The sequence below is a fragment of the Cupriavidus sp. KB_39 genome, assembly GCF_052114485.1.
Lineage (GTDB): Bacteria > Pseudomonadota > Gammaproteobacteria > Burkholderiales > Burkholderiaceae > Cupriavidus.
This window is the reverse complement of sequence record NZ_JBFREV010000036.1, coordinates 1-25,852: the sequence shown is the minus strand read 5'-3', so window position 1 is coordinate 25,852 and position 25,852 is coordinate 1. Positions and strand designations below refer to the sequence as shown.

Annotated in this window: 21 protein-coding genes; 8 read left to right on the top strand and 13 right to left on the bottom strand. The window is 68.8% G+C overall.

Annotated features, from left to right (window positions below):
- Positions 1-11: 11 nt before the first annotated feature.
- Both grxD and AB4Z27_RS22750 read left to right on the top strand, forming a co-directional pair.
- A complete protein-coding gene (gene grxD, locus AB4Z27_RS22755; protein WP_092299094.1) occupies positions 12-323 on the top strand; it encodes a Grx4 family monothiol glutaredoxin in 312 nt (103 codons plus the stop codon).
- 2 nt (positions 324-325) lie between these two features.
- Positions 326-949, top strand: a complete 624-nt coding sequence (locus AB4Z27_RS22750; RefSeq protein ID WP_092299097.1) for a UbiX family flavin prenyltransferase — start codon at positions 326-328, stop codon at positions 947-949.
- A gap of 50 nt (positions 950-999) precedes the next feature.
- Here AB4Z27_RS22750 and AB4Z27_RS22745 read toward each other — a convergent pair whose 3' ends face one another.
- The 3 genes from AB4Z27_RS22745 to AB4Z27_RS22735 all read right to left on the bottom strand — a co-directional run bounded on the left by AB4Z27_RS22745 (position 1,000) and on the right by AB4Z27_RS22735 (position 4,098).
- Positions 1,000-1,233 (bottom strand): hypothetical protein, encoded by a 234-nt coding sequence (locus tag AB4Z27_RS22745; protein WP_441593371.1) that lies wholly within the window; start codon positions 1,231-1,233, stop codon positions 1,000-1,002.
- A 136-nt stretch (positions 1,234-1,369) separates the two neighbouring features.
- Positions 1,370-2,890, bottom strand: coding sequence for an L-piperidine-6-carboxylate dehydrogenase (gene amaB, locus AB4Z27_RS22740; protein WP_441645315.1), 1,521 nt, complete (start codon positions 2,888-2,890; stop codon positions 1,370-1,372).
- Positions 2,887-4,098 (bottom strand): saccharopine dehydrogenase C-terminal domain-containing protein, encoded by a 1,212-nt coding sequence (locus AB4Z27_RS22735; protein ID WP_441593372.1) that lies wholly within the window; start codon positions 4,096-4,098, stop codon positions 2,887-2,889. The genes amaB and AB4Z27_RS22735 overlap by 4 nt, the downstream gene beginning before the upstream one ends.
- A 148-nt stretch (positions 4,099-4,246) precedes the next feature.
- On the opposite strand from AB4Z27_RS22735, the gene AB4Z27_RS22730 reads away from it, so the two are divergent.
- Both AB4Z27_RS22730 and dapB read left to right on the top strand, forming a co-directional pair.
- Complete coding sequence (locus AB4Z27_RS22730) at positions 4,247-4,696, top strand: Lrp/AsnC family transcriptional regulator (RefSeq protein WP_092299110.1); 450 nt, start codon at positions 4,247-4,249, stop codon at positions 4,694-4,696.
- 56 nt (positions 4,697-4,752) lie between these two features.
- Positions 4,753-5,562, top strand: a complete 810-nt coding sequence (gene dapB / locus AB4Z27_RS22725) for a 4-hydroxy-tetrahydrodipicolinate reductase (protein WP_441645314.1) — start codon at positions 4,753-4,755, stop codon at positions 5,560-5,562.
- A 159-nt stretch (positions 5,563-5,721) separates the two neighbouring features.
- On the opposite strand, the gene AB4Z27_RS22720 is transcribed toward dapB, so the two are convergent.
- From AB4Z27_RS22720 to AB4Z27_RS22700, 5 genes are all read right to left on the bottom strand, one after another.
- Positions 5,722-6,474 carry a hypothetical protein gene (locus tag AB4Z27_RS22720; RefSeq protein WP_441645313.1) on the bottom strand — a complete coding sequence of 251 codons (753 nt, stop codon included), beginning with the start codon at positions 6,472-6,474 and terminating at the stop codon, positions 5,722-5,724.
- Positions 6,475-6,572: 98 nt separating this feature from the next.
- Positions 6,573-6,845 (bottom strand): hypothetical protein, encoded by a 273-nt coding sequence (locus AB4Z27_RS22715; protein ID WP_092299119.1) that lies wholly within the window; start codon positions 6,843-6,845, stop codon positions 6,573-6,575.
- 187 nt (positions 6,846-7,032) lie between these two features.
- A complete protein-coding gene (locus AB4Z27_RS22710) occupies positions 7,033-8,547 on the bottom strand; it encodes a chloride channel protein (RefSeq protein WP_441645312.1) in 1,515 nt (504 codons plus the stop codon).
- 81 nt (positions 8,548-8,628) lie between these two features.
- Positions 8,629-9,609 carry a Bug family tripartite tricarboxylate transporter substrate binding protein gene (locus AB4Z27_RS22705; RefSeq protein ID WP_441593375.1) on the bottom strand — a complete coding sequence of 327 codons (981 nt, stop codon included), beginning with the start codon at positions 9,607-9,609 and terminating at the stop codon, positions 8,629-8,631.
- Between the two features lie 51 nt (positions 9,610-9,660).
- On the bottom strand, positions 9,661-11,166 hold the full coding sequence (locus AB4Z27_RS22700; protein ID WP_441593376.1) for an acyl-CoA synthetase: 1,506 nt from the start codon (positions 11,164-11,166) through the stop codon (positions 9,661-9,663).
- A 120-nt stretch (positions 11,167-11,286) separates the two neighbouring features.
- On the opposite strand from AB4Z27_RS22700, the gene AB4Z27_RS22695 reads away from it, so the two are divergent.
- The 3 genes from AB4Z27_RS22695 to AB4Z27_RS22685 all read left to right on the top strand — a co-directional run bounded on the left by AB4Z27_RS22695 (position 11,287) and on the right by AB4Z27_RS22685 (position 14,172).
- On the top strand, positions 11,287-12,207 hold the full coding sequence (locus tag AB4Z27_RS22695; protein WP_092299131.1) for a LysR family transcriptional regulator: 921 nt from the start codon (positions 11,287-11,289) through the stop codon (positions 12,205-12,207).
- Positions 12,208-12,281: 74 nt separating this feature from the next.
- Positions 12,282-12,812 carry a winged helix-turn-helix transcriptional regulator gene (locus AB4Z27_RS22690; protein WP_441645311.1) on the top strand — a complete coding sequence of 177 codons (531 nt, stop codon included), beginning with the start codon at positions 12,282-12,284 and terminating at the stop codon, positions 12,810-12,812.
- A complete protein-coding gene (locus tag AB4Z27_RS22685) occupies positions 12,805-14,172 on the top strand; it encodes an MATE family efflux transporter (protein WP_441593378.1) in 1,368 nt (455 codons plus the stop codon). The genes AB4Z27_RS22690 and AB4Z27_RS22685 overlap by 8 nt, the downstream gene beginning before the upstream one ends.
- Before the next feature lie 12 nt (positions 14,173-14,184).
- On the opposite strand, the gene AB4Z27_RS22680 is transcribed toward AB4Z27_RS22685, so the two are convergent.
- From AB4Z27_RS22680 to AB4Z27_RS22665, 4 genes are all read right to left on the bottom strand, one after another.
- Positions 14,185-15,660 (bottom strand): efflux transporter outer membrane subunit, encoded by a 1,476-nt coding sequence (locus tag AB4Z27_RS22680; RefSeq protein ID WP_092299463.1) that lies wholly within the window; start codon positions 15,658-15,660, stop codon positions 14,185-14,187.
- On the bottom strand, positions 15,657-18,830 hold the full coding sequence (locus tag AB4Z27_RS22675; protein ID WP_092299140.1) for an efflux RND transporter permease subunit: 3,174 nt from the start codon (positions 18,828-18,830) through the stop codon (positions 15,657-15,659). The genes AB4Z27_RS22680 and AB4Z27_RS22675 overlap by 4 nt, the downstream gene beginning before the upstream one ends.
- A 13-nt stretch (positions 18,831-18,843) precedes the next feature.
- A complete protein-coding gene (locus AB4Z27_RS22670; RefSeq protein WP_092299143.1) occupies positions 18,844-20,037 on the bottom strand; it encodes an efflux RND transporter periplasmic adaptor subunit in 1,194 nt (397 codons plus the stop codon).
- 171 nt (positions 20,038-20,208) lie between these two features.
- A complete protein-coding gene (locus tag AB4Z27_RS22665) occupies positions 20,209-22,635 on the bottom strand; it encodes a carbohydrate-binding family V/XII (protein ID WP_441645310.1) in 2,427 nt (808 codons plus the stop codon).
- Positions 22,636-22,923: 288 nt separating this feature from the next.
- Here AB4Z27_RS22665 and AB4Z27_RS22660 point away from each other — a divergent pair, with 288 nt between their 5' ends.
- Positions 22,924-24,057, top strand: a complete 1,134-nt coding sequence (locus AB4Z27_RS22660; protein WP_441593428.1) for a metallophosphoesterase — start codon at positions 22,924-22,926, stop codon at positions 24,055-24,057.
- A 57-nt stretch (positions 24,058-24,114) separates the two neighbouring features.
- On the opposite strand, the gene ettA is transcribed toward AB4Z27_RS22660, so the two are convergent.
- The gene (gene ettA / locus AB4Z27_RS22655; protein ID WP_441645309.1) at positions 24,115-25,782 is read right to left on the bottom strand and encodes an energy-dependent translational throttle protein EttA; all 1,668 of its coding nucleotides are present in this window, start codon (positions 25,780-25,782) and stop codon (positions 24,115-24,117) included.
- Positions 25,783-25,852 lie beyond the last annotated feature (70 nt).

Here is a 25,852-nt window from a genome sequence, read left to right as displayed (position 1 = left end):
AGCTACACACCATGAGTGACGTACAACAGAAGATCGACCAGATCGTGAAGGGCAGCCCCGTGGTCCTGTTCATGAAGGGCACGGCGCAGTTCCCGATGTGCGGCTTCTCCGGCCGTGCCATCCAGATCCTGAAGGCCTGCGGCGTGGACACCCCGACCACGGTCAACGTGCTCGAGGACGAAGGCATCCGCCAGGGCATCAAGGAATATGCGAGCTGGCCCACGATTCCGCAGCTCTACGTGAACGGCGAGTTCGTCGGCGGCTCGGACATCATGATGGAGATGTACCAGAACGGCGAACTGCAATCGCTGCTGAAGTCGTAATCATGCCCGTACCGGATGGCGCCGTGCCGCAACGGCTGATCGTCGCCATCACGGGCGCAACGGGCGCCATCTATGGCGTCCGGCTGCTGCAGGTGCTGCAAGGCGTGGCGGGGGTGGAAACCCATCTGCTGATCTCGCCCGCCGGCGTGATGAACCTCCAGCACGAACTCGATATCAGCCGTGCCCAGGTGGAGTCGCTGGCAGGCGTGGTGCACAACGTGCGCGACATCGGCGCGACCATCGCCAGCGGATCGTTCCGCGCCCATGCGATGGTCGTGGCGCCCTGCTCGATGCGCACGCTGGCCGCCATCGCCCATGGCCTCTCCGACAACCTGATCACCCGCGCGGCGGACGTCACGCTCAAGGAACGGCGCAAGCTGGTACTGATGGTGCGTGAAACGCCGCTGAACCTGGCGCACCTGCGCAATATGACGGCGGTCACGGAGATGGGCGGGATCGTGTTCCCRCCGGTGCCSGGCTTCTACCAGAAGCCGCAGACGATTGCGGAACTGGTCGACCATACGGTCGGGCGCGTGCTCGATCTCGTCGATCTGCCAGAGATCGGTCAGTCGCTCACGCCAAGTTGGGGCGGGCTGAACCCGGCTGCGGCCGACGCCGGCAACTAGGGCTCTGCCCGCTTCTGCTTGTTGTCACCTGCTGCGTRGCTCTCGTCGATTTACCAGCCGCCGCGATAGTAACGGCGGCCGCCGTAGTAGCCACGACCACCGTAGTAATACGGCGCGGGCCGCACCACCACGGCGGGCGGTCCGACATAGACCGGCGCAGGCGCCACGGCCACCGGAGCCGGGGCCACGGCGGGGCCGTACGGCGTCGGATAGACAGCGCAGCCGCCCAGCATCGCCGCGCCAATCGCCACCAAACCCATCGCACCTATCGCTTTCGCTCGCATGTTGTTGTCCTTGAGTGTGTCAGGCAGTGCCTGCCCTCATGAACGTTATACGGGGCGGTTTGGTAATACAGCGTCAAGACCCCGTAACTATTGTTACGAGTCGCTACGGGTTCATCCTTCGCATTATTACGATGTATTACAGATCGAAGCGAATGCCCTGTGCCAGCGGCAATGCATCGCCGTAGTTGATGGTATTGGTCGCCCGGCGCATGTAGCCCTTCCACGCATCGGAGCCGGACTCGCGCCCGCCGCCGGTGGCCTTCTCCCCGCCGAAGGCRCCGCCGATCTCGGCGCCGCTGGTGCCGATGTTCACGTTGGCGATGCCGCAGTCGCTGCCCGCCGCCGAGACGAACAGTTCGGCCTCACGCAGGGACTCGGTGAAAAGGCAGGACGACAGCCCGTGCGACGCCGCGTTGTTCAGCGCGATGGCCTCGTCGAGCGAGGTGTACGGCATCAGGTAGAGGATGGGCGCGAAGGTCTCCGTCAGCATGGTGTCGTGCTGGGTGTCGGTCAGCACCAGTGCGGGCCGCACGTAGCAGGCGTGCGGATAGCGGTCCGCCAGCAGCCGTTCGCCGCCGTGCACGACGTTGCCCTGCGCGCGGCAGGCGGCCAGCGCGTTGGCCATGGTGTCGCCGGCGGCCATGTCGATCAGCGGGCCGACCAGCGTGCCCGCCTGCAGCGGATCACCCACCGGCAGCCGCGCGTAGACCTGGCGCAGCCGGTTGGTCACGGTCTCGATCAGGTCGACGTGGACAAAGGCGCGTCGCAGCGTGGTGCAGCGCTGGCCGGCGGTGCCGGCTGCCGAAAAGGTCATCGCGCGGATGGTCAGTTCCAGGTTGGCCGATGGCGCGACGATGGCCGCGTTGTTGCCGCCCAACTCGAGGATGGTGCGCTTGAACCGCCCGGCGCAGGCCATGCCCACCTCGCGGCCCATGCGCGTGGAACCGGTGGCGCTGATCAGCCGCACGGCCGGATGCTGCACGAGCTGCGCGCCGAGCGTGCGCCCGCCCGGCAGCACTACGCAGAGGCCGGCGTGCTGGGGCGCCGCCTCATCGAATACCCGATCGAGCAGCGCCTGCGCGGCCAGCGCGCACAGCGGCGTCTTCTCCGACGGCTTCCAGACCACGCCGTTGCCGCAGACCAGCGCCAGCGCCGCGTTCCACGCCCACACCGCCACCGGGAAGTTGAACGCCGAAATCACCCCGCACAGCCCGAACGGATGCCAGGTCTCGCGCATCGCGTGCGCGGGGCGCTCCGARGCAATCGTCAGGCCGTGAAGCTGGCGTGAGAGTCCGACGGCAAAGTCGCAGATATCGATCATCTCCTGCACTTCGCCGAGTCCTTCCTGGAGGATCTTGCCGGACTCCAGCGCCACCAGCCGCCCCAGCGCGGCCTTGTGCATGCGCAGCGCCTCGCCGAAGCGCCGCACCACCTCGCCACGCGCCGGGGCCGGGGTCAGCGCCCAGGTGGTCTGCGCCGCGTGCGCGCGGGCGATGCGGGCATCGGCGTCGGCCACGGKGCAGGCCGGCAGGTGGCCGAAGATTTCCCCATCGACGGGCGAGCGCAGCGCAAGGGCCTCGCCCGCGCCATGCGAATCGTCCCAAGGCTGGCGCAGGCCCATGGCCTGCCAGCATGCGGCTATGTCCTGCGCTTTCATGCGAGCGTCTCCTGTAGCGGGTGGTGGCTGTAATGCTGGCCGAACCGGTTGGCCAGGAAGCGATCGAGCGGCATGGCTTCCTGCGGCACGAAGCCGGACTGGGGCAGCACGCCCGTCGCCACGAGGTCCAGCGCGGTGCAGATGCCAGCGGCCGTGGTGAGCTGGATGGCGTTGACGTGCCCGATGCCGCCAAAATCCTCCATCCCGCCGATCCGCGCCGAGAAGGACGCCTGCGTCAGCGGCCCCCGCCCACCCTGTCCGCCATGGCCACCCTGCCCGGCTTTGGCGCCGGGATGCCCCGTGGCGCTCGCGAACACGATCACCACATCCTGYTCGGTCACCGGAATGGCGTGCTCGAAGATCTCGCGCAGCCAGCTCCGGCGCTCGCGCAGCCGCAGGTCGTTCAGCAGCAGCTTCATCTGGGCGCAGTGCCCCGGGTAGCGGATCGACTTGTAATCGACATGGCGCGCGCGGCCCGCCAGGGTATCCGGCAGCGTGCCCAGGCCCCCTGAGGTATTAAAGGCTTCGTACTCGATGCCGTCCAGCGCGAAGGATTCATGGCCCTCCAGCGCCGCCAACTCCACGCGGCGGCCATCGACAATGGCTTCGCACGGGTTGCAGTACTCGTTGATCAGCCCTTCCGTGCTCCAGGTGAGGTTGTACTTGAGCGCGTTGCTCGGGTAGCGCGGCAGCGCGCCCACGCGCATGCGCAGGTCGAGCAGGTCGCCGCCGTCCCGCAGGAAGCGCCGCGCCAGATCATTGCCCACCACGCCGATAAATCCCGGCGCCAGGCCGCACTGCGGCATCAGCACCGAGCGCGCGCCTTGGGCCAGTTGGCGGATGGCGTGGGTGGCCGCCACGTCCTCGGTCAGATCGAAGTAATGCACGCCGAGCCGCGCGGCCACGGTGGCCACGTGGATGGCCGCGTGGAACGGCAGCGCGTTGAGCACGGCATCGGCGCCAGCCAGCAAGGCGGCGCAAGTGCCGGGCTCGGTCGGGTCCCCGGCGCGCACGGCGATCTGGCGCGGCAGGCCGTCCAGCCGGTGSGGGTCATGGTCGACCAGACAGACGCGGTAGTCGCCGGTGTCGGCGAGCATCGTCGCGATCACACGGCCGATCTTGCCGGCGCCGAGCACGACGACCGACAGCGGCCGGGGCGACTGGGTCAGGTCCCGTGCTGCGCCGGGACCGAGGTTGGATGGTTGCATGATGGCTCCCCCGTCAAAAATGCGTGAATCCGTGAGGGAAGTATGGGCAGCGGCGCGCACGTTTTGTAGCTGCAAGATCGACGAAAACGCCCCATAATCGGACGTATCGACGATCCATCCTGACGAAACGTCACCCCGAGCGAACACCATGGCAGACCTCGACCAGACCGACCGGCACCTGCTGTCCCTGCTGCAGGGCAACGCGCGCGAGAGCGCAGCCAATCTCGCCCGCGTGCTGGGCATCGCCCGGACCACAGTGGTGGCGCGCATCGCCCGGCTTGAAAAGTCCGGCGTGATCGCCGGCTTTGGCGTGCGGCTGGGCGGGCGGATGGAGGACAACGCGATCCTGGCCTTCTGCGGCCTGTCCGTGCAGCCGAAGGCCGCGCCCACGGTGGTCCGGGCGCTGCAGCGCTTTCCGGAGATCGAGGAACTGAACTCGGTCAGCGGCCCGGTGGACTACATGGCCGTGATCCGCTGCGATACCCACGCCCGCCTCGACAAACTGCTAGACGAGATCGGCATGCTCGATGGGGTGAATCACACCACCACGTCGATCGTGCTGGCGCGCAAGATCGACCGCCGGCGCGCGGCCGGATAGCGCGCTATGCTTGGGCGCTTTGGTCAGGCGCTTTGGCCAACACTAAGGAGATGACGATGAGCGATCGGATTCGCGTTGCCGTGGGCGGCGTCACCGGCTGGGCSGGCGGYGAACTGGCGCGCGGCGTGGCGCACGCGCCGGACATGACGCTGGTGGCCGGCCTCTCGCGCGGCGCCGCCGGGCAGCCGCTGGCGCAGGTGACCGGCCATGCGGACACCCCCGGCGTGGCCGCCGCCAGCATCGAGGCGCTGGGCGCCACGCCCTACGATGTCTACGTCGAGTACACCAAGCCRAACATCGCCAAGCACAACATCCTGCAGGCGCTGGCGCATGGCGCGCACGTGGTGGTGGGCACGTCCGGGCTGACCGACGACGACTACGCCGAGATCGACGCCGCCGCGCGSCAGGCCGASCGYGGCGTGCTCGCCTGCGGCAATTTCGCGATCACGGTGGTGCTGTTGCAGAAGTTCGCCGAGATGGCGGCGCGCCACCTCGACCACTGGGAAATCATCGACTACGCCAAGGCGGGCAAGGTCGATGTGCCGTCCGGCACGGTGCGCGAACTGGCCTTCCGGCTCGGCGAGATCAAGGCCGCCACGCAGGTSGTGCCGGTGGATCAGGTCAACGGGCCGAAGGAAACGCGCGGCGCGACGATGTCCGGCTCGCAGGTCCATGCSGTGCGGCTGCCCGGGTACCAGTTGGGGGTCGAAGTGATCTTCGGTGCGGACGGCCAGCGCCTGCACCTCAAGCACGAGGCGGGCGATGGCTCGAAGCCGTATGTGTCCGGCGCGCTGCTGGCCATCCGCAAGGTGCGCGGCCTGCGCGGGCTGGTGCGGGGGCTGGATAAGGTGATGGARGGGCTGTAGGCACCGGGGAGGCCGGCGCGAATTGGATGCGCCGCCCCTYTCCCCCGGCCCCTCTCCCGCAAGCGGGCGAGGGGAGCAAACCGGCGGTGTTCCTCCCCTCTCCCTTTGGGAGAGGGGTCGGGGGAGAGGGCCGGCGCCCGCTACCCKAYYACMCCCCAATCACCAGGAACCCGGRTTCACCGGCTTGGCCGGTTCCTTCTTCGACTTGTCGGACTTCTCGGACTTTTCCGSCTTCTTGGCRSCCGGCGCCGAAGCCGGCGGGGCGAGCGCCTTGTCCACCTCGGCATCGCGGTTCGCCATCAACGCACGCGCCTGCGGCAGCATCAGCTCGATGGTGCCCTCGTTCGGATTCTCGGGAATCGCGTACAGCTCCACGGTGAGCGGGCGACGCATCCAGCCGGCGTGGATCGCCTTCACGGGCTTGCCGGCCTTGTCCTTCATGTCTTCCTGTTCCTGCCGGAACGGCTTGCCATAGCGCGCGGTCAGCGACTGGACCGCGGCGTCCTGCGAGCGGATGCCGTCGGTCGGCACGATTACGCCGACCAGCGCGTTGCCATCGACGAACGCCACCAGGCGCGCACCATCCATGAACGCGGGACGCTTGTCGCGCGGCACGCCCACCTGGCGCATCACGCCGTCGCCGCGCAATTCCACGCAGAACGCGGTCACGTCGCGGCCATCGGGGGTGCGATGGTCGGCGCAATCGGGCAGTGTGGGCAGCGGATTGCCGATCTCCAGCACGTGGAGCATCGGCGCCAGCAAGTCATTGGCGGACGGCGTGGCGGATGTGGACGGAGCGGCGGGGGCGGCGGGGGTGGCGGCAGGCTGCGACGCAGCGGCCTTCGGTGCGGCATGGGCGGCCGTGGCCGCCAGCAGGGCGGCGGCGGCCAGCCCGGCGAGGGAAACTCTCAAAACTGACTCCTGAAATCGGCTCCGCATTGGAGCCCACCCCGTGGCAGGGGTTCCAGCCGCGACCTTACCACGGCGCGCAAGAGCGCTTAATAACGCACTTAATAGAGCACTTGTTTCAGGTAATGGCAGCCGACCAGGGCGATGCCGATGACCACGGCCCAGAGCATCAGGCGCGGCACGATGCTCGGCGGCAGTTGCGTCGACGGCGTGCGCTGGACCAGCGGCGTGCGCATGCGGGAATTGGTTTGCAGCCCGCGCGTGTGCCAGATCGCCGTGTCGGCGCCCAGATCCTGCACGATCGGACGATGTGTGGCGGTCGATGTCGTCGGCTTGGTGGCCGGGCGCGTGCCGGCCGGTCGTTGCGATCCCATTCCAGCTCCCCCTCAGAAGATTCCCGACGCATCGCGGTGTGCCGCCGGTACACAGCGCGGCCGGGAAGTCTGCTGCTGCCGGTCCGCGCGCGGCACATGGTATGCCATCGCCAGCCCCCACGCCACAACGGCCAAGGGGGGCGATGCGAAACTGAGACACCCCCGCGGAAACGCGCCCGCCAGGAGGTCAGCCCGGGGCGGCCTTGCGGCCGATCGCCATGGCCTCGCGCCGGAACGCGTGACCCATGTGGTGATAGAACGGATGCGGGTTGAACTGGCGCGACAGGAACGACGCCAGCAGCGACGACGCCAGCAGGAACAGCGTCAGGTCCTGCGTCCGCGTCATCTCCATGACGATCACGCTGGCGGTGATCGGCGCCTGCGTGGCGGCGGCCAGGAAGGCGGCCATCGACACCAGCGCCAGCACGCGCGGCTCGGTCATGCCCGAGAGGAAGTGCGACACGGTCTCCCCGATGCCCGCCCCGATGGCCAGCGCCGGCGTGAAGATCCCGCCCGGAATGCCGGCGAAGTACGACACCACCGTGGCCCCCAGCTTGGCCAGCCCGAACCACAGCGTGTGGTGGGATTCGCCATTGATCAGCGCGGACGCCTGCTCGTAGCCAGTGCCGAAAGTAGCGCCGGCCGTGGCCCAGCCTAGCGCCGCCACCACCAGCCCGCAGCCGAATGCCACCCAGATGGGATGGTCGACCACCCACGCGCGCCAGCGCGACGGCGTGAGCCCCGGCACGCCCGCAATCAACACCTTGGCGAACAGCCCGCCGAACACGCCGTTGACCACGGCGCAGAGCAGCACCGGGCCCCAGGCGTCGTGGAGCACCAGCATCGGCACCTTCACGTTGAAATACGGGTTGTTGCCGAGCACGGCCAGCGACAGGAACCCGGCCGTCAGCACGCCGGACAGCACCAGGCGGTCCCAGCGCACGGCGGTACCGCGTCCGAGTTCCTCGATGGCGAACACCACACCGGCCAGCGGSGTATTGAACGCGGCGGCCAGCCCGCCCGCCGCGCCGGCGGCGATCAGCGCATTGGGATGAAAGCCGATCCGGAAGCGGAACTTGTCCTGGCACCAGCGGCCCCAGGCCAGCATCGCCGCCGCGCCGACCTGCACCGAGGGCCCCTCGCGGCCCACCGAGGCGCCGGCCATCAGCGCGCCAGTGGTCAGCAGCACCTTCCACATCGACTGGCGGAACGACACCAGCACGCCCTGCGCCACCCCATCGGGCGGCAGCGTGACGGCGGCAATCACCTGCGGAATGCCGCTGCCGCGCGCCTGCGGGGCGAGGCGGATGGTCAGCCAGCGCAGCGCGGCCAGCCCGAACGGCAGCAGCACGAACGCCAGCCACGGCGTGGCCGTGGTCACCTGCGCGTTCCAGCGCAACGCCAGTTCGGCGATATAGGCGAAGACGATGGAGAACAGCGCGACGCAGCCGGCGCCGCACATRAACACGCCGTAGCGCAGCGACGTGCGCGAGATGCGGCTGACCTGGCGGGTCTTGCGCCGGGCCGCGTGGCGGGCCTGCAGGTGCAGCGCGCGCAGGCGGCCGGTCTCGGCGGCGGCGCGGGAATCGGCGGRCGGGGGGGACGTCGGGGAATCTGACGAGGGAGGCGAAGCGGACGAAGGCGGCGATGCAGGCGAATCGGACGAAGCGGACGGATCTGGCGGCTCGGCGGAATCGGTCATGGCGGGGGCGGTGAGGATCGAAACGTCCCCGTACTATACGCCCCCACCCTCCCCCAAGCTGCCCCCGATCGCCCCGTTGGCTCAGTCCAGGCTGATGTGGTTGGCCCGGATGACCTTGCCCCAGTTGTCGCGGTCGGCGGCCACGTAGCGGTCGATCTCGGCCTGCGTGCGCGGCGCCTGCACGACCAGCCCCAGCGCGCCGAAGGTGCTGCGGAACTGCGGATCGACCAGCACGCGCGCGGCGGCGGCCTGGAGCCGGGCCACGGCCTCGGGCGGGGTCTGCGCCGGCACGGCGAGCCCGAACCACGTGGCGGCGTGGAAGCCCGGATAGCCGCTTTCGGCCACCGTCGGCACGTTGGGCAGCACGTCCAGTCGCGCGTTGCTGGTCACGGCCAGCGCCTTGAGCTTGCCAGCCTTGATATGGGGCAGCGAGGTGCTGACCACATCGACCATCAACTGGGTGTCATTGGCCAGCAGCGCCGACAACGCCGGCGCGCTGCCGTTGTAAGGCACGTGGGTCATGTCGATGCCCAGCTCGGACTTCAGCATCTCGGTGGCCAGCTGCAGCGGGTTGCCGAGCCCCACGGACGAGTAGTTGAGCTTGCCGCCGGCCGCCTTGGCGTAGGCCGCGAAGTCCCGGATATTGGCCGCCGGCACCTGCGTGTTGGTGACGACTACCAGCGGCACCTCGATGCCGATGGCGATKACCTTGAAGTCCTTCGGGTCATAGCCGGTCTTCTTGTACAGCATGGGATTGAGCACCATGCTCGCGCTGGTCCCCATCAGCATGGTGTAGCCGTCCGGCTGCGCGCGCGCCACGCTTTGCGTGCCSACCATGGTGTTGGCGCCGGGGCGGTTCTCCACCACCACGGGCTGCTTCAGGTCGCGCGCCATGCCTTCGGCCAGCGCCCGGCCGAACTGGTCCGTGGAGCCGCCCGGGGTGTAGGGCACCACCAGCTTGACCGGCCGCTCGGGCCAGGCCGCCAAGGTCGCCGGTGCGTGGCCGATGGCCAGCGCAAGGCCGAACGCCCCCGCCGCCAGTTGGGCGAATGTGCGATGCATGGTTGTCTCCTGTTTGTATTTATATAGAGGGCGGGTGCGCCGGGCCGGGGTTCAGACCCGCCGCTGGCGCCCCGCCCAGTGCTGGTCGCGCAGCCGGCGCTTGGCCAGCTTGCCGGTCTCGTCGCGCGGCAGGCGCGCGGTGATCTCGATCGTCCGGGGCACCTTGAAGCCCGACAGCCGCGCCTTGAGCCAGTCGATCACGGCCGCCGGCACGATCTCCGCGCCCGGCATCGGCTCGATCACGCCGTGGAGCCGCTCGCCGTATTCGTCGTCCGGCACGCCGAACACCACGCAGTCGGCCACGCCCGGATAGCGCACCAGTTCATGCTCGATCTCGGCCGGGTAGATGTTCACGCCGCCCGAGATSACCATGTCCGASGCGCGGTCGCAGATGAACAGGTAGCCATCGGCATCGAGGTAGCCGAGGTCGCCCAGCGTGACCCGGCCTTCTCGGTCGATGGCCCGGCGCGCGGCGTCGTTGTTCAGGTAGGTGAAGTCCGGGTAGGCCGGCTGGCGCACGTAGACCAGGCCGGTTTCGCCGGGCGCGCACGGCTGGCCGGCTTCGTCGAGGATGCGCACGCTGGCGGCATCGACAGGCCGGCCCGCCGTGCCGGGGCGCTGCGCGGCGTCCTCGGGCGTGGCGACGGTAATCATGCCGGCCTCGCTCGACGCATAGGTCTCGTGGATCACCGGCCCGAACCATTCGATCATCGCCCGCTTGACCTCGGGCGAGCACGGCGAGCCGGTGGACGCCACGAAGCGGATCGACGACAGGTCGTAGCGCGCGCGCACCTCGGCCGGCAGCTTCAGCAGCCGCACGTACATGATCGGCACGAGGTAGAGCACGTCGATGCGGTGTTCCTCCACCAGCGCCAGCACCTGCTCGGCGTCGAAGCGCGGCGTCAGCACCAGCCGCTCGGCCATCTGCAGGGCGTTCTGGATGAACACGCCCGGCGCGCTGTGATAGAGCGGCGCGGACATCAGCGCGCGGCAGCCGGGCACCACGCCGATGGCCTTGGCCACCACCGAGCGCATGCGGGTGAGCTGGTCGTCGAGTTGGTCCAGCGGCACGGCTTCGCGCAACACGCCCTTGGGGCGGCCGGTGGTGCCGGAGGTGTAGGCCAGATGGCCGCGCGGGGCCACACGTGGGCCGTCGTACGGGGTCTGGCTGGCAAGCCAGGGTTCGTATTCGATGGCATCAGCGGAGGTGCCGGGATGCGTGCCACCCACCGCCAGCACGGCCACCCCGGCGGGGATCACCGCGTTGAGGGCAGGCAGCAGGTCCGCATGGGCGATCAGCACGCGCGCGCCGCTGTCTTCGAGCAGGAAGCGCACTTCCTCGGCCGTGAAGTGCCAGTTGATCGGGCAGTAATAGGTGCCGGCGGTACGACACGCAAAGATCACATCGGCGAAGACCGGGTCGTTGCGCAGCAGCACGGCCACCACGTCGCCCTCCTGCAAACCCAGCCGTCGCAAGCCGCCCGCGAGGTGCGTGCCGCGTGCCAGTACCTCCGTGCCGGGTCGGTGCAGCGATTCGAACCAAAGGTCTGCGGGCATGCGGTCTCCATCTCAACATTCGACAAGCGGTCCATCGTAAAGCCCATCCCTGAGATCGACAATCCGGTAGTTCGGAATCACAATGTTGCGCCAGACTTTACAATCTTTCAGACACCTCGCATGGACCTCAACCTGATTCAGGCCTTCGTCGATATCGTGGAAGCCGGCAACCTCGCCGAGGCGGGCCGGCGGCGCGGCGTCACGCGCTCGCAGATCAGCCGGCAGCTCGGGCAGCTCGAGGATCAGGCCGGCACGCAACTGCTGCGGCGAACCACGCGGCGGCTGGAGATGACGGACTCGGGCCAGTCCCTCTACGAGCACGGCCTGCGCATCCTGCAGGAGGTGGCGGCGGCGCAGGCCGAGATCGACAGCCTGGGCAAGACCCTGCGCGGCCATGTGCGGGTCAGCGTGCCCACCGGGCTGGGGGACGCCTTTATCGCCCCGCTGCTGCTGCAGTTTGCCGAGCGGCACCCGGGCATCTCGCTGCGCGTGTTCTTCGCCAACCGCGTGACGGACCTGATTGCCGCCGAGATCGACGTGGCACTGCGCGTCACGTCCGAGCCGCCGCTGGACACCGTGGCGCGCGAGGTCTGCGCCATCCGCTGGCAGTTGTGCGCCTCGCCGGGCTACCTCGCCCAGGTGCCGCCCGTGCGGGAGCCGGCCGATCTCGCCGCATGCCGATTTCTCTGTCCGCCCTACACAACCAGACGATTCTCATTGACCTTGGGCCGCGATAGCTGCAATGGGCCGGAACGATGTAGCGTCGAGATCACCCCCTACCTGCAATCGGAACACTTTCCTTTCCTGATCCGGGCCGTGCGCGAGGGCCATGGCATCAGCCTGCTGCCGGTCTACGCCGGCTGGGAGGATGTGCGGCGCGGCTCACTGGTGCCGGTGCTGCCAGACTGGAAGCCCGAAGGGCTGGGCAATCGGCTCTACATCATCACCACGCCGAATCCGCATCCGTCGATGGCCACGCGGGCGCTGATTTCGTTCCTGCGGGAGGCGGTGGCCGGGCTCGACGTCTTCCGCACCTCCTAGAAAACGGGCTGGCGAACTTTCAATTTGCAAGCTATTCTCTCCTCAACTTGCAGATCAAAAGTAAAAGAGGAGACATGGCCCCCACCGATTTTTCCAACATGSCCTGCCCCGTGGCGCGCTCGATGGCGATGCTCGGCGAGCGCTGGGCGATCCTGCTGATGCGCGAGGCCTACTACGGCAGCACGCGCTTCGACGAATTCGAACGGCACCTCGGCATTGCGCCGAACATTCTCAGCGCGCGGCTCAAGACGCTGGTCAGCCATGGCCTGCTGGAGAAGTCACCGGCGCCGGGCGGCGGCGCGCGCCATATCTATACGCTGACCCAGATGGGCCGCGACTTCTTCCCCGTGTACGTGTCGCTCAAGCAGTGGGCGGAGCGCTGGCTGGCCGATGAGAAAGGGCCGCCGACGATCTTCGAGGACAAGCGCGACGGCGGCGAGATCGTCGCCGGCGGCCTGACCCGGCCCGATGGCAGCACGATCACCGCGGACGACCTGCGCGTGCGGCCCGGCCCCGGCGCGGGCCGCTACATCCGCGCGCGCTTCGGCGAAGGGGAAGCCAGCGTCGAAGCCGGCGCCGGCACCGAGGCCATCGACCATGAATAAGCCCGATGCCCTCACCCTCGGCGCGAGCGCCCAGGCCCCTGCCGACCCCGTTCCCGCCTCCGAACTCGCCCGCCGCATCGCCGTGCTGGCCGCGCCGACCAGCCTGGTGGCCTTCCTCCAGGCCGGCGCGCAGTTGATCGAAACCTGGCTGGCCGCGCGCCAGGGCACCGCCTCGCTGGCCGGCTGGGCCGTGGTACTGCCCTTTGCGCTGCTGCTCCAGCAGATGTCCGCCGGCGCGATGGGCGGCGGCGTGGTGTCCGCCATCGCCCGCGCGCTCGGGGCCGGCAAGCGCGAGGACGCCTCGTCGCTGGTCATGCACGCGGTGATCATCGCCGTGGTGGCCGGCCTGGCCTTCGCCGTGGCGCTGGCCGGCTTCCCGCATGCCGTGTTCGGCGCCGTGGCCGGCCCCACCGCCGCCGAGGCCGCCGCGACCTACGCGATCTGGCTGTTCGGCGTGGGGGCGATTCCCGCCTGGCTGACCAACACGCTGGCCTCGGTGCTGCGCGGCGGCGGGCGCCACGCGCTGGCCGCGCGCGTGCTGTGCGTGATGTGGATCGTGTTCCCGGTGCTGTCGTGGTATTTCGCCGAGCGTATGGGCATGGGTCTCGCCGGCATCGGCGCGGCGCTGGCGGCGGTGTCCTGGGCGGCCTCGCTCGCCATGGCCTGGGTGGTGATGCGCGGGGGCGCCGGCTTTGTGCCGACGCTGCGCGTGCGGCCCTCGGGCGCGCTGTTCCATCGCATCCTGTCGGTCGGGCTGGTGGCGTGCGCGCTGGCCTCGGTGGCCAACCTGACGACCATCCTCGTCACCGCGCAGCTGCGCCACTACGGCACCTCGGTGGTGGCCGCGTATGGCATTTCGGCGCGCCTGGAATTCCTGATGATTCCGCTCGCGTTCGGCGTGGGCTCGGCGCTGACCGCGCTGGTCGGCCGTGCCGTAGGCGCCGGGGACTGGCATACCGCGCGCCGCACGGCGTGGGTGGGCGCGCTGATCGCACTGGTCATCGCGGGGGCCGTGGGCGCCGCCGTGGGACTGGCGCCGATGTCGTTCGCGTCGCTGTTCACCGACGATGTCGAAGTCCGCGAGATTGCCGCGCGGGCGCTGTCCTGGGTGGGGCCGGCCTTCGGCGGCTTCGGGCTGGGCATGGCGCTCTACTTCGCCTCGCTGGGCGCCGGGCGGATGCGCGGCCCCATCGCCGCCGGGCTGTGCCGCATCGCGCTGGCGGCCGGTGGCGGCTGGCTGCTCGCCAATGTGGCGGGGATGGGCATCGACGGCCATTTCCTCGGCGTGGCGCTCGGCATCACGGCCTACGGGCTGGTGACGGCACTGGGCGTGCGGCGCGGCGAGTGGTCGCCGCGCTGAGGGAAGGGACTTCTATTTAGCGGGAGGGGGCGGAGGCGGCACAGTAGCGCGGGCGTCGCCGGTCAGGCCGGCGTCCCGCACATCGCTCGGGATGGCGGGCCAGCCGCCACCAAGCGCCTTGTACAGCGAGGCGGTGCCGGTCAGGACATCGACCTGCCCCTGGATCGCCGCCAACTGCACCGTGAACAGCTTCTCCTGGGCGTCCGTCACTTCGAGATAGCTGGAATAGCCGCCCTCGTAGCGCGCGCTGGACTGGTCCGCGTAGATCAGCAGGCTCTGCTCCTGCCGGCGCAGGCTGCCGAGCCGGTTACGGGTCTCGATGCCGTTGGACAGCTGGTTGTTCACATCGGCCAGCGCATTGAGCACGCTGAACTGATAGCCGAGCATGGCCTGGTCGCGCACCGCTTCGGCCGTATTCACCTGCCCCCGGATCGCCCCGCCCTGAAACACCGGCTGGGCGAGGTTGGCGCCAAAGCCCCAGATCTGCGAGGCGCTCTGCCACAGGCCCGCCGGCGAGGTGGCCAGCGCGCCGAAGAACCCCGACAAATTGACCGACGGCAGGAACAGCGCCAGCGCGGCGCCCACCTGCGCGTTGGCGGCCACGGCGGTTTGCTCGGCCTGCAGGACGTCCGGCCGGCGCGCCAGCAGCGCGGCAGGCAGGTCGGCGCCGATGGCCGGCGCCGTCAGCTCGTTCACCGGCTTGCCGCGCTCCACCGGCCCCGGCTCGCGGCCCAGCAGCACGGACAACGCGTTCTCGGTCTGGGCGATCGACGTGCGCAGCGGCGGGATGGTCGCCTCGGTCGAATAGAAGTCGTTCTCGGCCTGGGACAACTCCACCTGCGAGATCACGCCGCCCTGATAGCGTTGCTGGAAGATGTCGAGTGCGCGGCCGCGTGCGTCGAGCGTGGCGCGCGCCACCTCGAGCTGCGCATCGAGCCCGCGCAGCGTGGCGTAGCCCTGCACCACCGAGGCCGCCAGCGCCAGCACCACGCCGCGCCGGGTGTACTCGGCATTCCACAGGCTGGCTTCGGCCGACTCGGCCTGCCGGCGGATRCGGCCCCAGAGGTCGATCTCCCAGCTGGCGTTCAGCAGCGCCTCGTAGCTGTTGCGCGGGCCGCCCAGCGCCGCGAACGGCGTGCCGTTGAACGAGCCGCTTTTCTGCCGCGCCGCCGAGGCGGTGGCGTTCAGCTGCGGATAGAAGCCCGAGCGCGCCACCATCAGCTGGCCCCGGAATTCGTCGATGCGGGCCGCCGCGATGCGCGCGTCGTAGTTGCTGCGCAGCGCCGCCTCGACCATCGCGGTCAGCACCGGGTCGTTGAAGCTGTTCCACCAGTCGCTGTCGGCGGCCACGGTCAGCACGCCGCTGTCGATCCGGTAGTTGGGCGGCTCGGCCGCCTCCGGCCGCGCGTAGTCCGGGCCGATGGCGCAGCCGCCCAGGATCGCCAGACAGGCGGCCGACATCGCAGTGCTACGCAGTACGGCATTCATGATGGCTCCCCGGCGCTCGGTGAAGGATGCGAAGTGGATGGCGCCGCGACCTTGCGCGGGCGGCGCGCCGCCCACTTGTCGGCGGCCGTGCCCACCAGCCACGAGAACAGCGGCACGAACAGCAGCGCGAGCGAAGTGGCCGCGATCATCCCGCCGATGATGCCGGTGCCGATGGAATGCCGCGAATTCGACCCCGCCCCCGAGGCGATGAACAGCGGCACCGCGCCAAGAATGAAGGCGAGCGAGGTCATCACGATCGGCCGCAGCCGCAGCTTGGCGGCCTCCACGGCGGCATCGGCGTGGGAAAGCCCTTCCTTGTGCTTCATCACCGCGAATTCCACGATCAGGATGGCGTTCTTCGCCGCCAGCCCGATCAGCGTCACCATGCCGATCTGGAAGTACACGTCGTTCGACAAGCCCCGCAACAGGATCGCCATCAGGGCGCCGAAGATGCCGAACGGCACGGCGGTCAGGATCGACAGCGGCAAGGACCACGACTCGTACTGTGCCGCCAGGATCAGGAACACCATGACGATGCCGAACACGAAGACGATGGTGGTGGTATTGCCGGATTTCTTCTGCTCGAAGGCCTCGCCGCTCCAGGCGAAGCTGTAGCCGGCGGGCAGCACCTCCCGCGCCACCGCCTCCATGGCCGCCAGCGCCTGGCCCGAACTGTGGCCGGGCGCGGCATCGCCGGTGATCTTGGCCGCCGGGAAGTTGTTGAAGCGCGAGAGCAGGTCCGGCCCGCTGGAGTAGTAGGTCTTCAGCAGCCCGGAGACTGGCGCCATCTTGCCGTCCCGCCCGCGCACGTACAGGTATTCGAGATTCGTCGGCGTGGCCCGGTACTGCGGCTCGGCCTGCAGGATCACCTGCCAGACGCGGCTGTACTGCGTGAACTGGCTGACGTAGAGCGAGCCGAATTGCGTCTGCAGCGTGCCGTAGACATCGGCAATCGGCACGCCCATGGTCTCGGCCTTTTCCTTGTCCACCTCCACCCGCATCTGGCGCGAGGCCGACTGGATCGTGCTGGTCAACCGGCCCAGTTCCTTGTGCGCGGCCGCTGCCTGGATGAAGCGGCGCGTCACGCCTTCCAGCTCGGCCGTGTTGCCGGTGCCCCGGTTCTGGATCCAGAACTCGAAGCCGCCCTGCGAGCCCAGCCCGGGAATCGACGGCGGATTGACCGGAATGATCACCGCCTCGGGAATCGCGCGCAGCTTGGGCGTCATCTCGGCCAGCATCGCCGGCACGCCCAGATCGGCGGAACCGCGRTCCTTGAAGCTCTTCATGCCGACGAACACCGTGCCGGCGTTGGTCTTGTACTGGCTGTCGATGAAGCTGTAGCCGGTCAGCGCGGAGGCATCCTCCACGGCCGGGTGCTTGCGGAACATCTCGGCCACCTGCGAGGTGACCTTTTCGCTGCGGTCCAGGCTCGCGGAGTCCGGCATGATCACCGCCACGAGGATGTAGCCCTGGTCCTCGGACGGCACGAAGGCCGTGGGGATGTGCGCGAACAGCTGCCACGTAGCCAGCAGCATCGCCCCGAAGATCGCCAGCGCGACCACCGCGCGCCGCATGATCGTGCGCACCCAGCCGCCGTAGTGGTGCACCAGGCGGTCGAACCGCTCGTTGAACCAGACGAAGCCGCGCCACGGCGTGTGGTGCCCTGGCTTCAGGATCAGCGCCGCCAGCGCCGGCGAGAGCGTGAGCGCGCAGAAGCCCGAGATGACCACCGAGATGACGATGGTCAGCGCGAACTGCCGGTAGAGCTGGCCGGTCGTGCCCGAGACGAAGGCCACCGGGATGAACACCGCCGAGAGCACCAGCACGATGGCGATGACCGGCCCGGTGACCTCCTCCATCGCCCGCAGGGTGGCCTCGCGCGGGGAGAGCTTGAACTCGGCCATGTTCCGCTCGACGTTCTCYACCACCACGATGGCGTCATCCACCACGATGCCGATGGCCAGCACCAGCGCGAACAGCGTCAGCAGGTTGATCGAGAAGCCCAGCGCCAGCAGGCCGGCAAAGGTGCCGATGATCGACACGAACACGGCCAGCACCGGGATCACCGTCGCCCGGATGTTCTGCAGGAAGATGAAGACCACCAGCACGACCAGGATCACGGCCTCGACCAGCGTATGGACCACTTCCTCGATGGAGGCGCTGACGAACTCGGTGGTGTCCAGCGAGACCTTGTACGCCACGCCGGCCGGGAAGGTCTTGGCCATCTCGTCGAGCGTCTTGCGCACGTCGTTGGCCACCTGGAGCGCGTTGGAGCCGGGCTGCTGGTAGACCGCGATGATCGTCGCCGGCTTGCCGTTCAGGGCCGAGCGCAGCATGTACTGCTGCTGGCCGATCTCGGCGCGGCCCACGTCCCGCAGCCGCACGATGGCGGCGCCCGTGGCATCGGCGCGCAGGATGATGTTCTCGAACTGCTCGGGCGTGGTCAGCCGGCCCGGTGTCACCAGCGGGAACGACAGCTCCACCGGGTTGGCGTTCGGCGACTGGCCGACGCTGCCGGCGCCGAACTGCTCGTTCTGGCTCTGCACCGCGTTCTGCACGTCCTTGCTGGTGATGCCGAGCGCCGCCATGCGGTCCGGCCGCAGCCAGATGCGCATGGCGAGGTCCGCCGAGCCCATGATCTGCGCCTGGTTGGCGCCGTTGACGCGCTTGATGGCGTCCAGCACGTACAGGTTCGCGTAGTTGTTGATGTACTGCTGGTCGAAGCGGCCATCCGGCGAATAGATCCCGATCAGCAGCAGGAAGCTGGTGGAGCGCTTCTCCACGTTGATGCCGGTCTTCTGCACCGCCTCGGGCAGCTGCGGCAGCGCCAGGTTCACYCGGTTCTGCACCTGCACCTGGGCGGTGTCCGGGTCGGTGCCGATGTCGAAGTAGACGTTGAGCGTCATCGAGCCGGTGGGCGATGACGTGGACTGCATGTAGATCATGTTGTCCGCACCGTTCACCTGGGTCTCGATGGGCGCGGCCACGGTCTGGGCGACGGTGTCCGAGTCGGCGCCCGCATAGGTGGCGCTGACCGTGACCTGGGGCGGGGTGATGTCCGGGTACTGGGCGATCGGCAGCGCGAACATCGCCACGCCGCCGCCGATGACGATGATCATCGACATCACCACCGCGAAGATCGGCCGCTTGACGCAGAAGGCGGAAATCATGGGGCGCTCCGGTTCAGGTCTTGGCCGGGGCCGGGGGGGCACTGGCCGGGGCACTGACGGGGCGGCTGCCCTCGCCGACCGCCGCCGGCGGGGCCTCGCCGGTCACGCGCACCGGTGCGCCGGCCGCCAGCTTGCCGGCGCCGTCCACCACCACGGTCTCGTTCGGCTCGAGCCCCTTGGCGATGCGCCACATCGAGCCGGACAGCTCGCCCACCATCACCGGCCGCGGCTGGGCCTTGTTGTCCTTGTCCACCACGTAGACCAGATCGCCCTTGGGGCCATGCATGACCGCGCGCTGCGGCACGACGATGGCGCCGGGCCGGCTCGCGCCRCTGACCAGCACGCGCACGAACTGGCCGGGCCGCAGCTGGCCGCCCGGGTTCGGCATCAGCGCGCGCACGAGGTAGGTGCCAGTGTTCTGGTTGTACGTGGCATCGGCGAAGGTGATGCGGCCCTTTTGTGGGTACTCGCTGCCATCGGCCATGATCACGGTCACCGTGTATTGATCGTCGTGCGGCACCACCAGCGACTTCGCCTCGCGCTGGGCGCGGAACTCGAGCGTCTGGGGCTCGGAGATGCTGAAGTTGATCCGCATCGGCTGGAGCGTGGAGACCGTGGTCAGCAGGCTGTTGGACGTGCTGACATAGGCACCCACCGGCAGCACGGCGAAGCTGGACACGCCATCCACGGGCGAGCGCACGTAGGTGTAGGACAGGTTCAGTTCCTGGGTCTTCACCTCGGCCTGGGCCTGCTCCACGCCGGCGGCGGCCTCGTGGAAGTTGCCGTTGGCRTCGTCGAGATCCTTCTGCGAGAGCGCGTTGCGCGCCGCCAGCGGCTTCACRCGGGCGAGGTTGGCGCGGGCCACCTCGAACCGGGCCTTCTGCTGGGCCAGCTGCGCCCGGGCGGCGTCSAGCTGGACCTGGAACGGCTTGTGGTCGATCTCGAACAGCAGCTGGTTTTCCTTGACCACCGCGCCTTCGGTGTAGTTGCGCTTGATCAGGAAGCCGGCCACGCGGGCGCGGATATCGACGGCCTGGTCGCTCTCGGTCTGGCCGACGAAATCGAAGGTCACGGGCAGGTCCTGCGCCGCCGTCTTGACCACCTGCACCGGCACGGCCTGCTGGGCTGCCGGCGGGGGTTCGGATTTCTTGCAGGCACCCAGGCCGAGCGCGGCAACGGCCAGGACGATGGGGAAAACCAGTTTCATGTGCCGCTCCGCTGCGGTTGGGTCTCGCTGCGCGGCGGCGTGCCGCACAACGTGCGTGTGGGCAGGTTAAAGCGGYGTCGGCGGCGCCACCATTCAAWCTTTTCGTCGCCGCCTTCAACAAAATCGTTCGATGCAGTCTCTGCGGACAGGCGGGTTCGAGACTGCGCGCGATCAGCGCCGGAAGCCGTGGAAGCGACCGCCTCCGCCGCCGAATCCGCCGCCACCGAAGCGCCCGCCCCCGCCCTGGAAGCCGCCCCCGCGGCCCTGCCACTGCTGCGCGGAATTGCCGAAGCGTTGCTGGCCGACATCGCGCGCCTGGCGCTGCTGGTCGAGCCGGTTCTGCACGTCGCTGTTTGGCTGCACCGGCTGCCAGCCGTTGGGGGTGTGCTGCTGCCAGCCATCGTCGGTGCGCTGGTAGACGTTGCCGTCGTGGCCGGCGTAGACGTTGCCGTTGTTCCACGCCACGGCGTTGTTCTTGTTCGGATTGACCACCACACCGCGGCTGCCGGCGGTGTGGTCGCCGGTCTGGGTGTTGCCGGCCACGCCGAACTCGGCGGCGCCAGCCCGGCCGGTTTGCGCGTTGTAGCCCGCCACCTGCCGGCCGCCCGCGTAGTTGCCCGTGTACTCGTTGCCGACCACGCCGCCGCGCCCGGCGCCTTCGCGCCCGGTGGATGGATTCGAGAACGAGCCCTGCCGCCCGGCGGCGTAGTCGCCCGAATACGGATTGAATGCGGCGCCCCGGCTGCCCTGGTAGCGCGCGCCGGTGGCCGGGTTGTAGCCGGACCCCGCCGTGCCGCGCCACTGGGTGCCGGTCCACGCGTTCCAGCCCTGGGCGTGCGTGACCGTGCCCTGGCCCCATCGGCCATAGAAATTCGCCTGATTCACGTTGACGTAGTTCCAGCCGTAGCCGCCGCCCCACCAGTACGGGCCCCAGTACGGCGACGCCGCGCCCCAGATGGCGCCGGCCGCGAAGCCGAACGCGAAGCCCTCGGTCACGCCCACGGCAAACCCGGCGCCATAGCCGTAGGTGGCGGGGTAACCGTAGTAGTAGGCGCCCACATAGGGCGGATAGACATAGCCGGTGCCGTAGACCACGGTGCCGTCSGGGTTGACCACCACGCCCATGTAGCCCGGGGTGTAGCCGACCACCACCGCCTCAGGCGTGACCGAGTAGACCCGCACGTAGGTGACGTAGTAGATCGGCGAACTCGGCGGGATGGTGTAGATGGCGGACGGCACCTCGGTGGCCACATGCCACGGTCCGCCCGGCACGCTCGCCGTGAACCAGACGCCGTTGGCCACGGCGTAGTAATGGTTGCTATCCACCTCGATCACCGGCGTGCCCGTGTTCACCGCGTATTGCAGCGAGGTGCCGGTGATCGGCACGAACTTCGGCGTGCCGTCATAGACCACGGCCACCGTGGCCTTGGCCCGCGCCACCGATGCCGTCTGCGGAATCGTGGCGGCGATCTCGGCCTCGCGCGCCTKCGGCGTGCCCGGCACCGAGACCAGCACGTTGGCCTTGGGATCCTGCGGGGAGATCTTGGCGAAGTCGGCCGGTAGCTGATTGCCAGCCACGTGCGTCCACGGCCCGGTCAGCATTGGCGCGCGGAACCAGCGGCCCGAGAGCAGCACGTAAGACTGGTTGGTGGATGGATCGACGAAGACCGCGTGATCGGCGTTGGACACCGTGAGCAGGCTGGTGCCGCCCACCGGGGTCATCTTCGGCTCGCCGCTGGTGACGATCAGTTCGGCCGGCTGCGTGGCCAGCAGCACGGCCGGCGCCTGCGCGGGCGGCTTGCCGCTGGCCGGCAACATCGGATCGGGCTTCGGCTCGGCCTTGTTTGCCTGGATCTTGCTGGCCGCGCCGAGCAGGGCCGCCGGCGGCGACGGCACCACGGCCCACGCGCCGCCCGCCGACTCGGACTTGTACCAGTAACCGGCGGCGTTGAGCCAAAGCTCCCCGCCCGCTTCGCGCAACAGCAGGGCGCGGCTGTTGATCGCCCGCTCCAGCGACGTGCCGCCCACGGCGCGCCACGCGGGTTCACCATCGACATGCACCAGCAAGGTCGGCGTGGTGGCGAACAGGATCTGCGGCACGTCGTTCTTCACCGGCACGCGCACCGCGCGGCCCAGTTGCTGGGACACCGCGTAGCTGGCCTGCAGTTGATCCAGCGGCACCGTCAGCCCCTTGGCCGGCAGCCGCGCGATGACCGCCTGGCGCACCGTGTCGGCCGCGTCGGGGCGGGTGGGGACCTCCACGCTTTCGATCTCGATCTGGGAGAGCTGGACCAGCGCCGAGGGCTTGTCGATGTCGGCCGTCGCGGAGAAATGCACCACGCCGTAGGTCGGCGTGCCGTCGCGCGGGCCCACCGCCACGGCGGCGCGGCCCGACATGCGGGTGCCATCCCATTTCTCGATTTCTGGCTGATAGAGCTCGATGTGGTCGCCGGCGGTATCAAAGTTGCGCGGCCACGTGAGTGGCGTGAGCGGCGAGCGCGCCGGCGGCTGTGCAGCCAGGATTGGCGCGGTRGCGCCCAGCAAGGCCAGGGCGACCATCGCCCGGCAGGACAACCCACGCATGAAGCGGAACGACATGGCGACTCCGTCGAATTGCGCAGCATCCGGCACAAGCGGGCTGCTGAGAGGAATCTAATGGAGGCGCTCAGACGGGACAATCCCTGTCGAAAACATTCATTTCGTACGTTGAATCCGCGCAGATCACCGCAGCACTGGGTACGGTTTGGACCGCCCGGCCTGAGGCCAGGTGTGCATCTTGCTTCGCTTGAGAATCCTCTGAATCTGGCACCCTGCCCTTGAAGCCGCGTTATGCCAGCCTCACCTTCCTCGGATAACTACGATGCCTAAGGCCATCCGATGAGCGCCCTGCCGCCCCGCCGTTCGATTCTCTTTGCCGCCTCCATCACGGCGCTGCTGCATGGCTATATCGGCGTGCGGCTGTTGCCGGACCTGCCCGTGCCGATGGCCGTGGCCTGCCTGGGCGCGCTCTGGCTCGTCATCTCGGCCCTGCTGCTGCCCACCGCGCTGCTGGCACGGCGCCTGACGCCGCCCTGGGCGGACCGGGTTTCCTGGCTCGGCATGCTGGCGATGGGATTTTTCTCAACGCTGCTGATCCTGACCGCGGCGCGCGACCTGTTCCTGCTCGGGACGCTGGCCGTGGGCTGGCATCCGCCCGCCCTGCTGCCCGACAGCGCGGCCGCCGTGGTGGGGCTGGCGCTGCTGGTCAGCGTGATCGGCTATTTCAATGCGCGCGGGCTGGCCCGGGTGGTCGAGGTGGATGTGCCGATTCCCAACCTGCCCGAGGCGCTGCACGGCTTCACGATCGCCCAGATCAGCGACATCCACGTCGGCCCGACGATCAAGAAGCCCTACCTGGACCGCATCGTGGACCGCGTGAACCAGCTGCAGGCCGATGCGGTGGCCGTGACCGGCGACCTCGTGGACGGCACCGTGCGCGAGCTGGCCGACCACACCGCACCGCTGGGCCGGCTATCGGCCAAACACGGGGCCTTCGTCGTGACCGGCAACCATGAGTACTACTCGGGCGCCGAAGCGTGGATCGTTGAACTACGCCGATTGGGCCTGCGCGTGCTGATGAACGAGCATGTGGTGGTGGAGCGGGACGGCGCAGCGCTGGTGCTGGGCGGCGTGACCGACTATTCGGCAGGCCACTTCATCGATAGCCATCGCAGCGACCCGGTGCAGGCGCTGGCCGGCGCGCCGGCGCACGCGGCGGTGCGGGTGCTGCTGGCCCACCAGCCACGTACCGCACCGGCGGCAGCGGCGGCCGGCTTCCATCTGCAATTGTCCGGACATACCCATGGCGGGCAGTTCTGGCCGTGGAACCTGTTCGTGCCGATGCAGCAGCCCTACGTGCATGGGCTGAACCGGCATGAAAACCTGTGGGTGTATGTGAGCCGCGGAACGGGCTACTGGGGGCCACCGAAACGCTTCGGGGCGCCTTCGGAGATCACGAAGGTGAGGCTGGTGCGGGGGTGATGCGGGGGTGATGCCTGCGGATTCCCCTCCCCCGCGCGGGAGAGGGGAATCCCACGATCAACGTACGATCGGCTTGTAGCGGATGCGCTTCGGCTTGGCGCCTTCCTCGCCGAGACGGCGCTTCTTGTCCGCCTCGTATTCCTGGTAGTTGCCGGGGAAGAATTCCACGTGGGAATCGCCCTCGAACGCCAGGATGTGCGTGGCGATGCGGTCCAGGAACCAGCGATCATGCGAGATCACCATCACGCAGCCCGCGAATTCCAGCAGCGCATCTTCCAGCGCGCGCAGCGTTTCCACGTCGAGATCGTTCGACGGTTCATCGAGCAGCAGCACGTTGCCACCCGCGATCAGCGTCTTGGCCATGTGCAGCCGGCCGCGCTCGCCGCCGGAGAGCGTGCCCACATGCTTCTGCTGGTCGCCGCCCTTGAAGTTGAAGCGGCCGATGTAGGCGCGCGACGGCGTTTCGTAGCGGCCCACGGTCAGCACGTCCGAACCGCCCGAGATTTCCTCGAACACGGTCTTGTTCGGATCCAGCGCGTCGCGGCTCTGGTCGACGAACGCCATCTTCACGGTCGGCCCGATCTTGATCTCGCCGCTATCCGGCTGCTCCTTGCCGGTCAGCATGCGGAAGAAGGTGGACTTGCCGGCGCCGTTCGGCCCGATGATGCCGACGATCGCGCCCGGCGGCACCTTGAAGCTCAGGTTGTCGATCAGCAGGCGGTCGCCATAGCCCTTGCTCACGCCGTCGAACTCGATGACCTCGTTGCCGAGGCGCTCGCCCACGGGGATGAAAATCTCCTGGGTTTCGTTGCGCTTCTGGTATTCCTGGCTGTTCAGTTCGTCGAACCGCGCCAGACGCGCCTTCGACTTGGCCTGCCGGCCCTTCGGGTTCTGGCGCACCCACTCCAGTTCCTTGTTCAGTGCCTTCTGGCGCGCCGACTCGGTCGACTCTTCCTGCTTCAGGCGCTGCTCCTTCTGGTCCAGCCACGAGCTGTAGTTGCCCTTCCACGGAATGCCGTGTCCGCGRTCCAGCTCCAGGATCCATTCGGCGGCGTTGTCGAGGAAGTAGCGATCGTGGGTCACGGCCACCACGGTGCCCGGGAAGCGCGTGAGGAACTGTTCGAGCCAGTCCACGGACTCGGCGTCCAGGTGGTTGGTCGGTTCGTCGAGCAGCAGCATGTCCGGGCGCGACAGCAGCAGGCGGCACAGCGCCACGCGGCGCTTCTCGCCACCGGACAGATGGCCGACCTTGGCTTCCCACGGCGGCAGGCGCAGCGCATCGGCGGCGATATCGAGCTGGAGGTCGACGTTGTTGCCGTCGCTGGCGGCCAGGATGGCCTCGTATTTCGCCTGATCGRCGGCCAGGGCGTCGAAATCGGCGTCCGGCTCGGCATAGGCCGCGTAGATCTCGTCGAGCTTCTTGCGCGCCTCGAACACGCCGCCGAGCGCCTCTTCCACGGACTCGCGCACGGTCTGCTCRGGGTCGAGCTGCGGTTCCTGCGGCAGGTAGCCGATGTTCAGGTTCGGCATCGGCGTGGCYTCGCCCTCGATCTCCTTGTCCAGGCCAGCCATGATCTTCAGCACCGTGGACTTGCCCGAGCCGTTCAGGCCCAGCACGCCAATCTTGGCGCCGGGGAAGAAGGACAGCGAAATGTCCTTGAGAATGTGACGCTTGGGCGGAACGATCTTGCCCACGCGATTCATGGTGAAAACGTACTGTGCCATGGAGGTGTGCGGTGTGTGACTAGGAATGGCGGGAGTGTAGCAGGCGGATGGGCGGGGCCGGCGTGCCGCG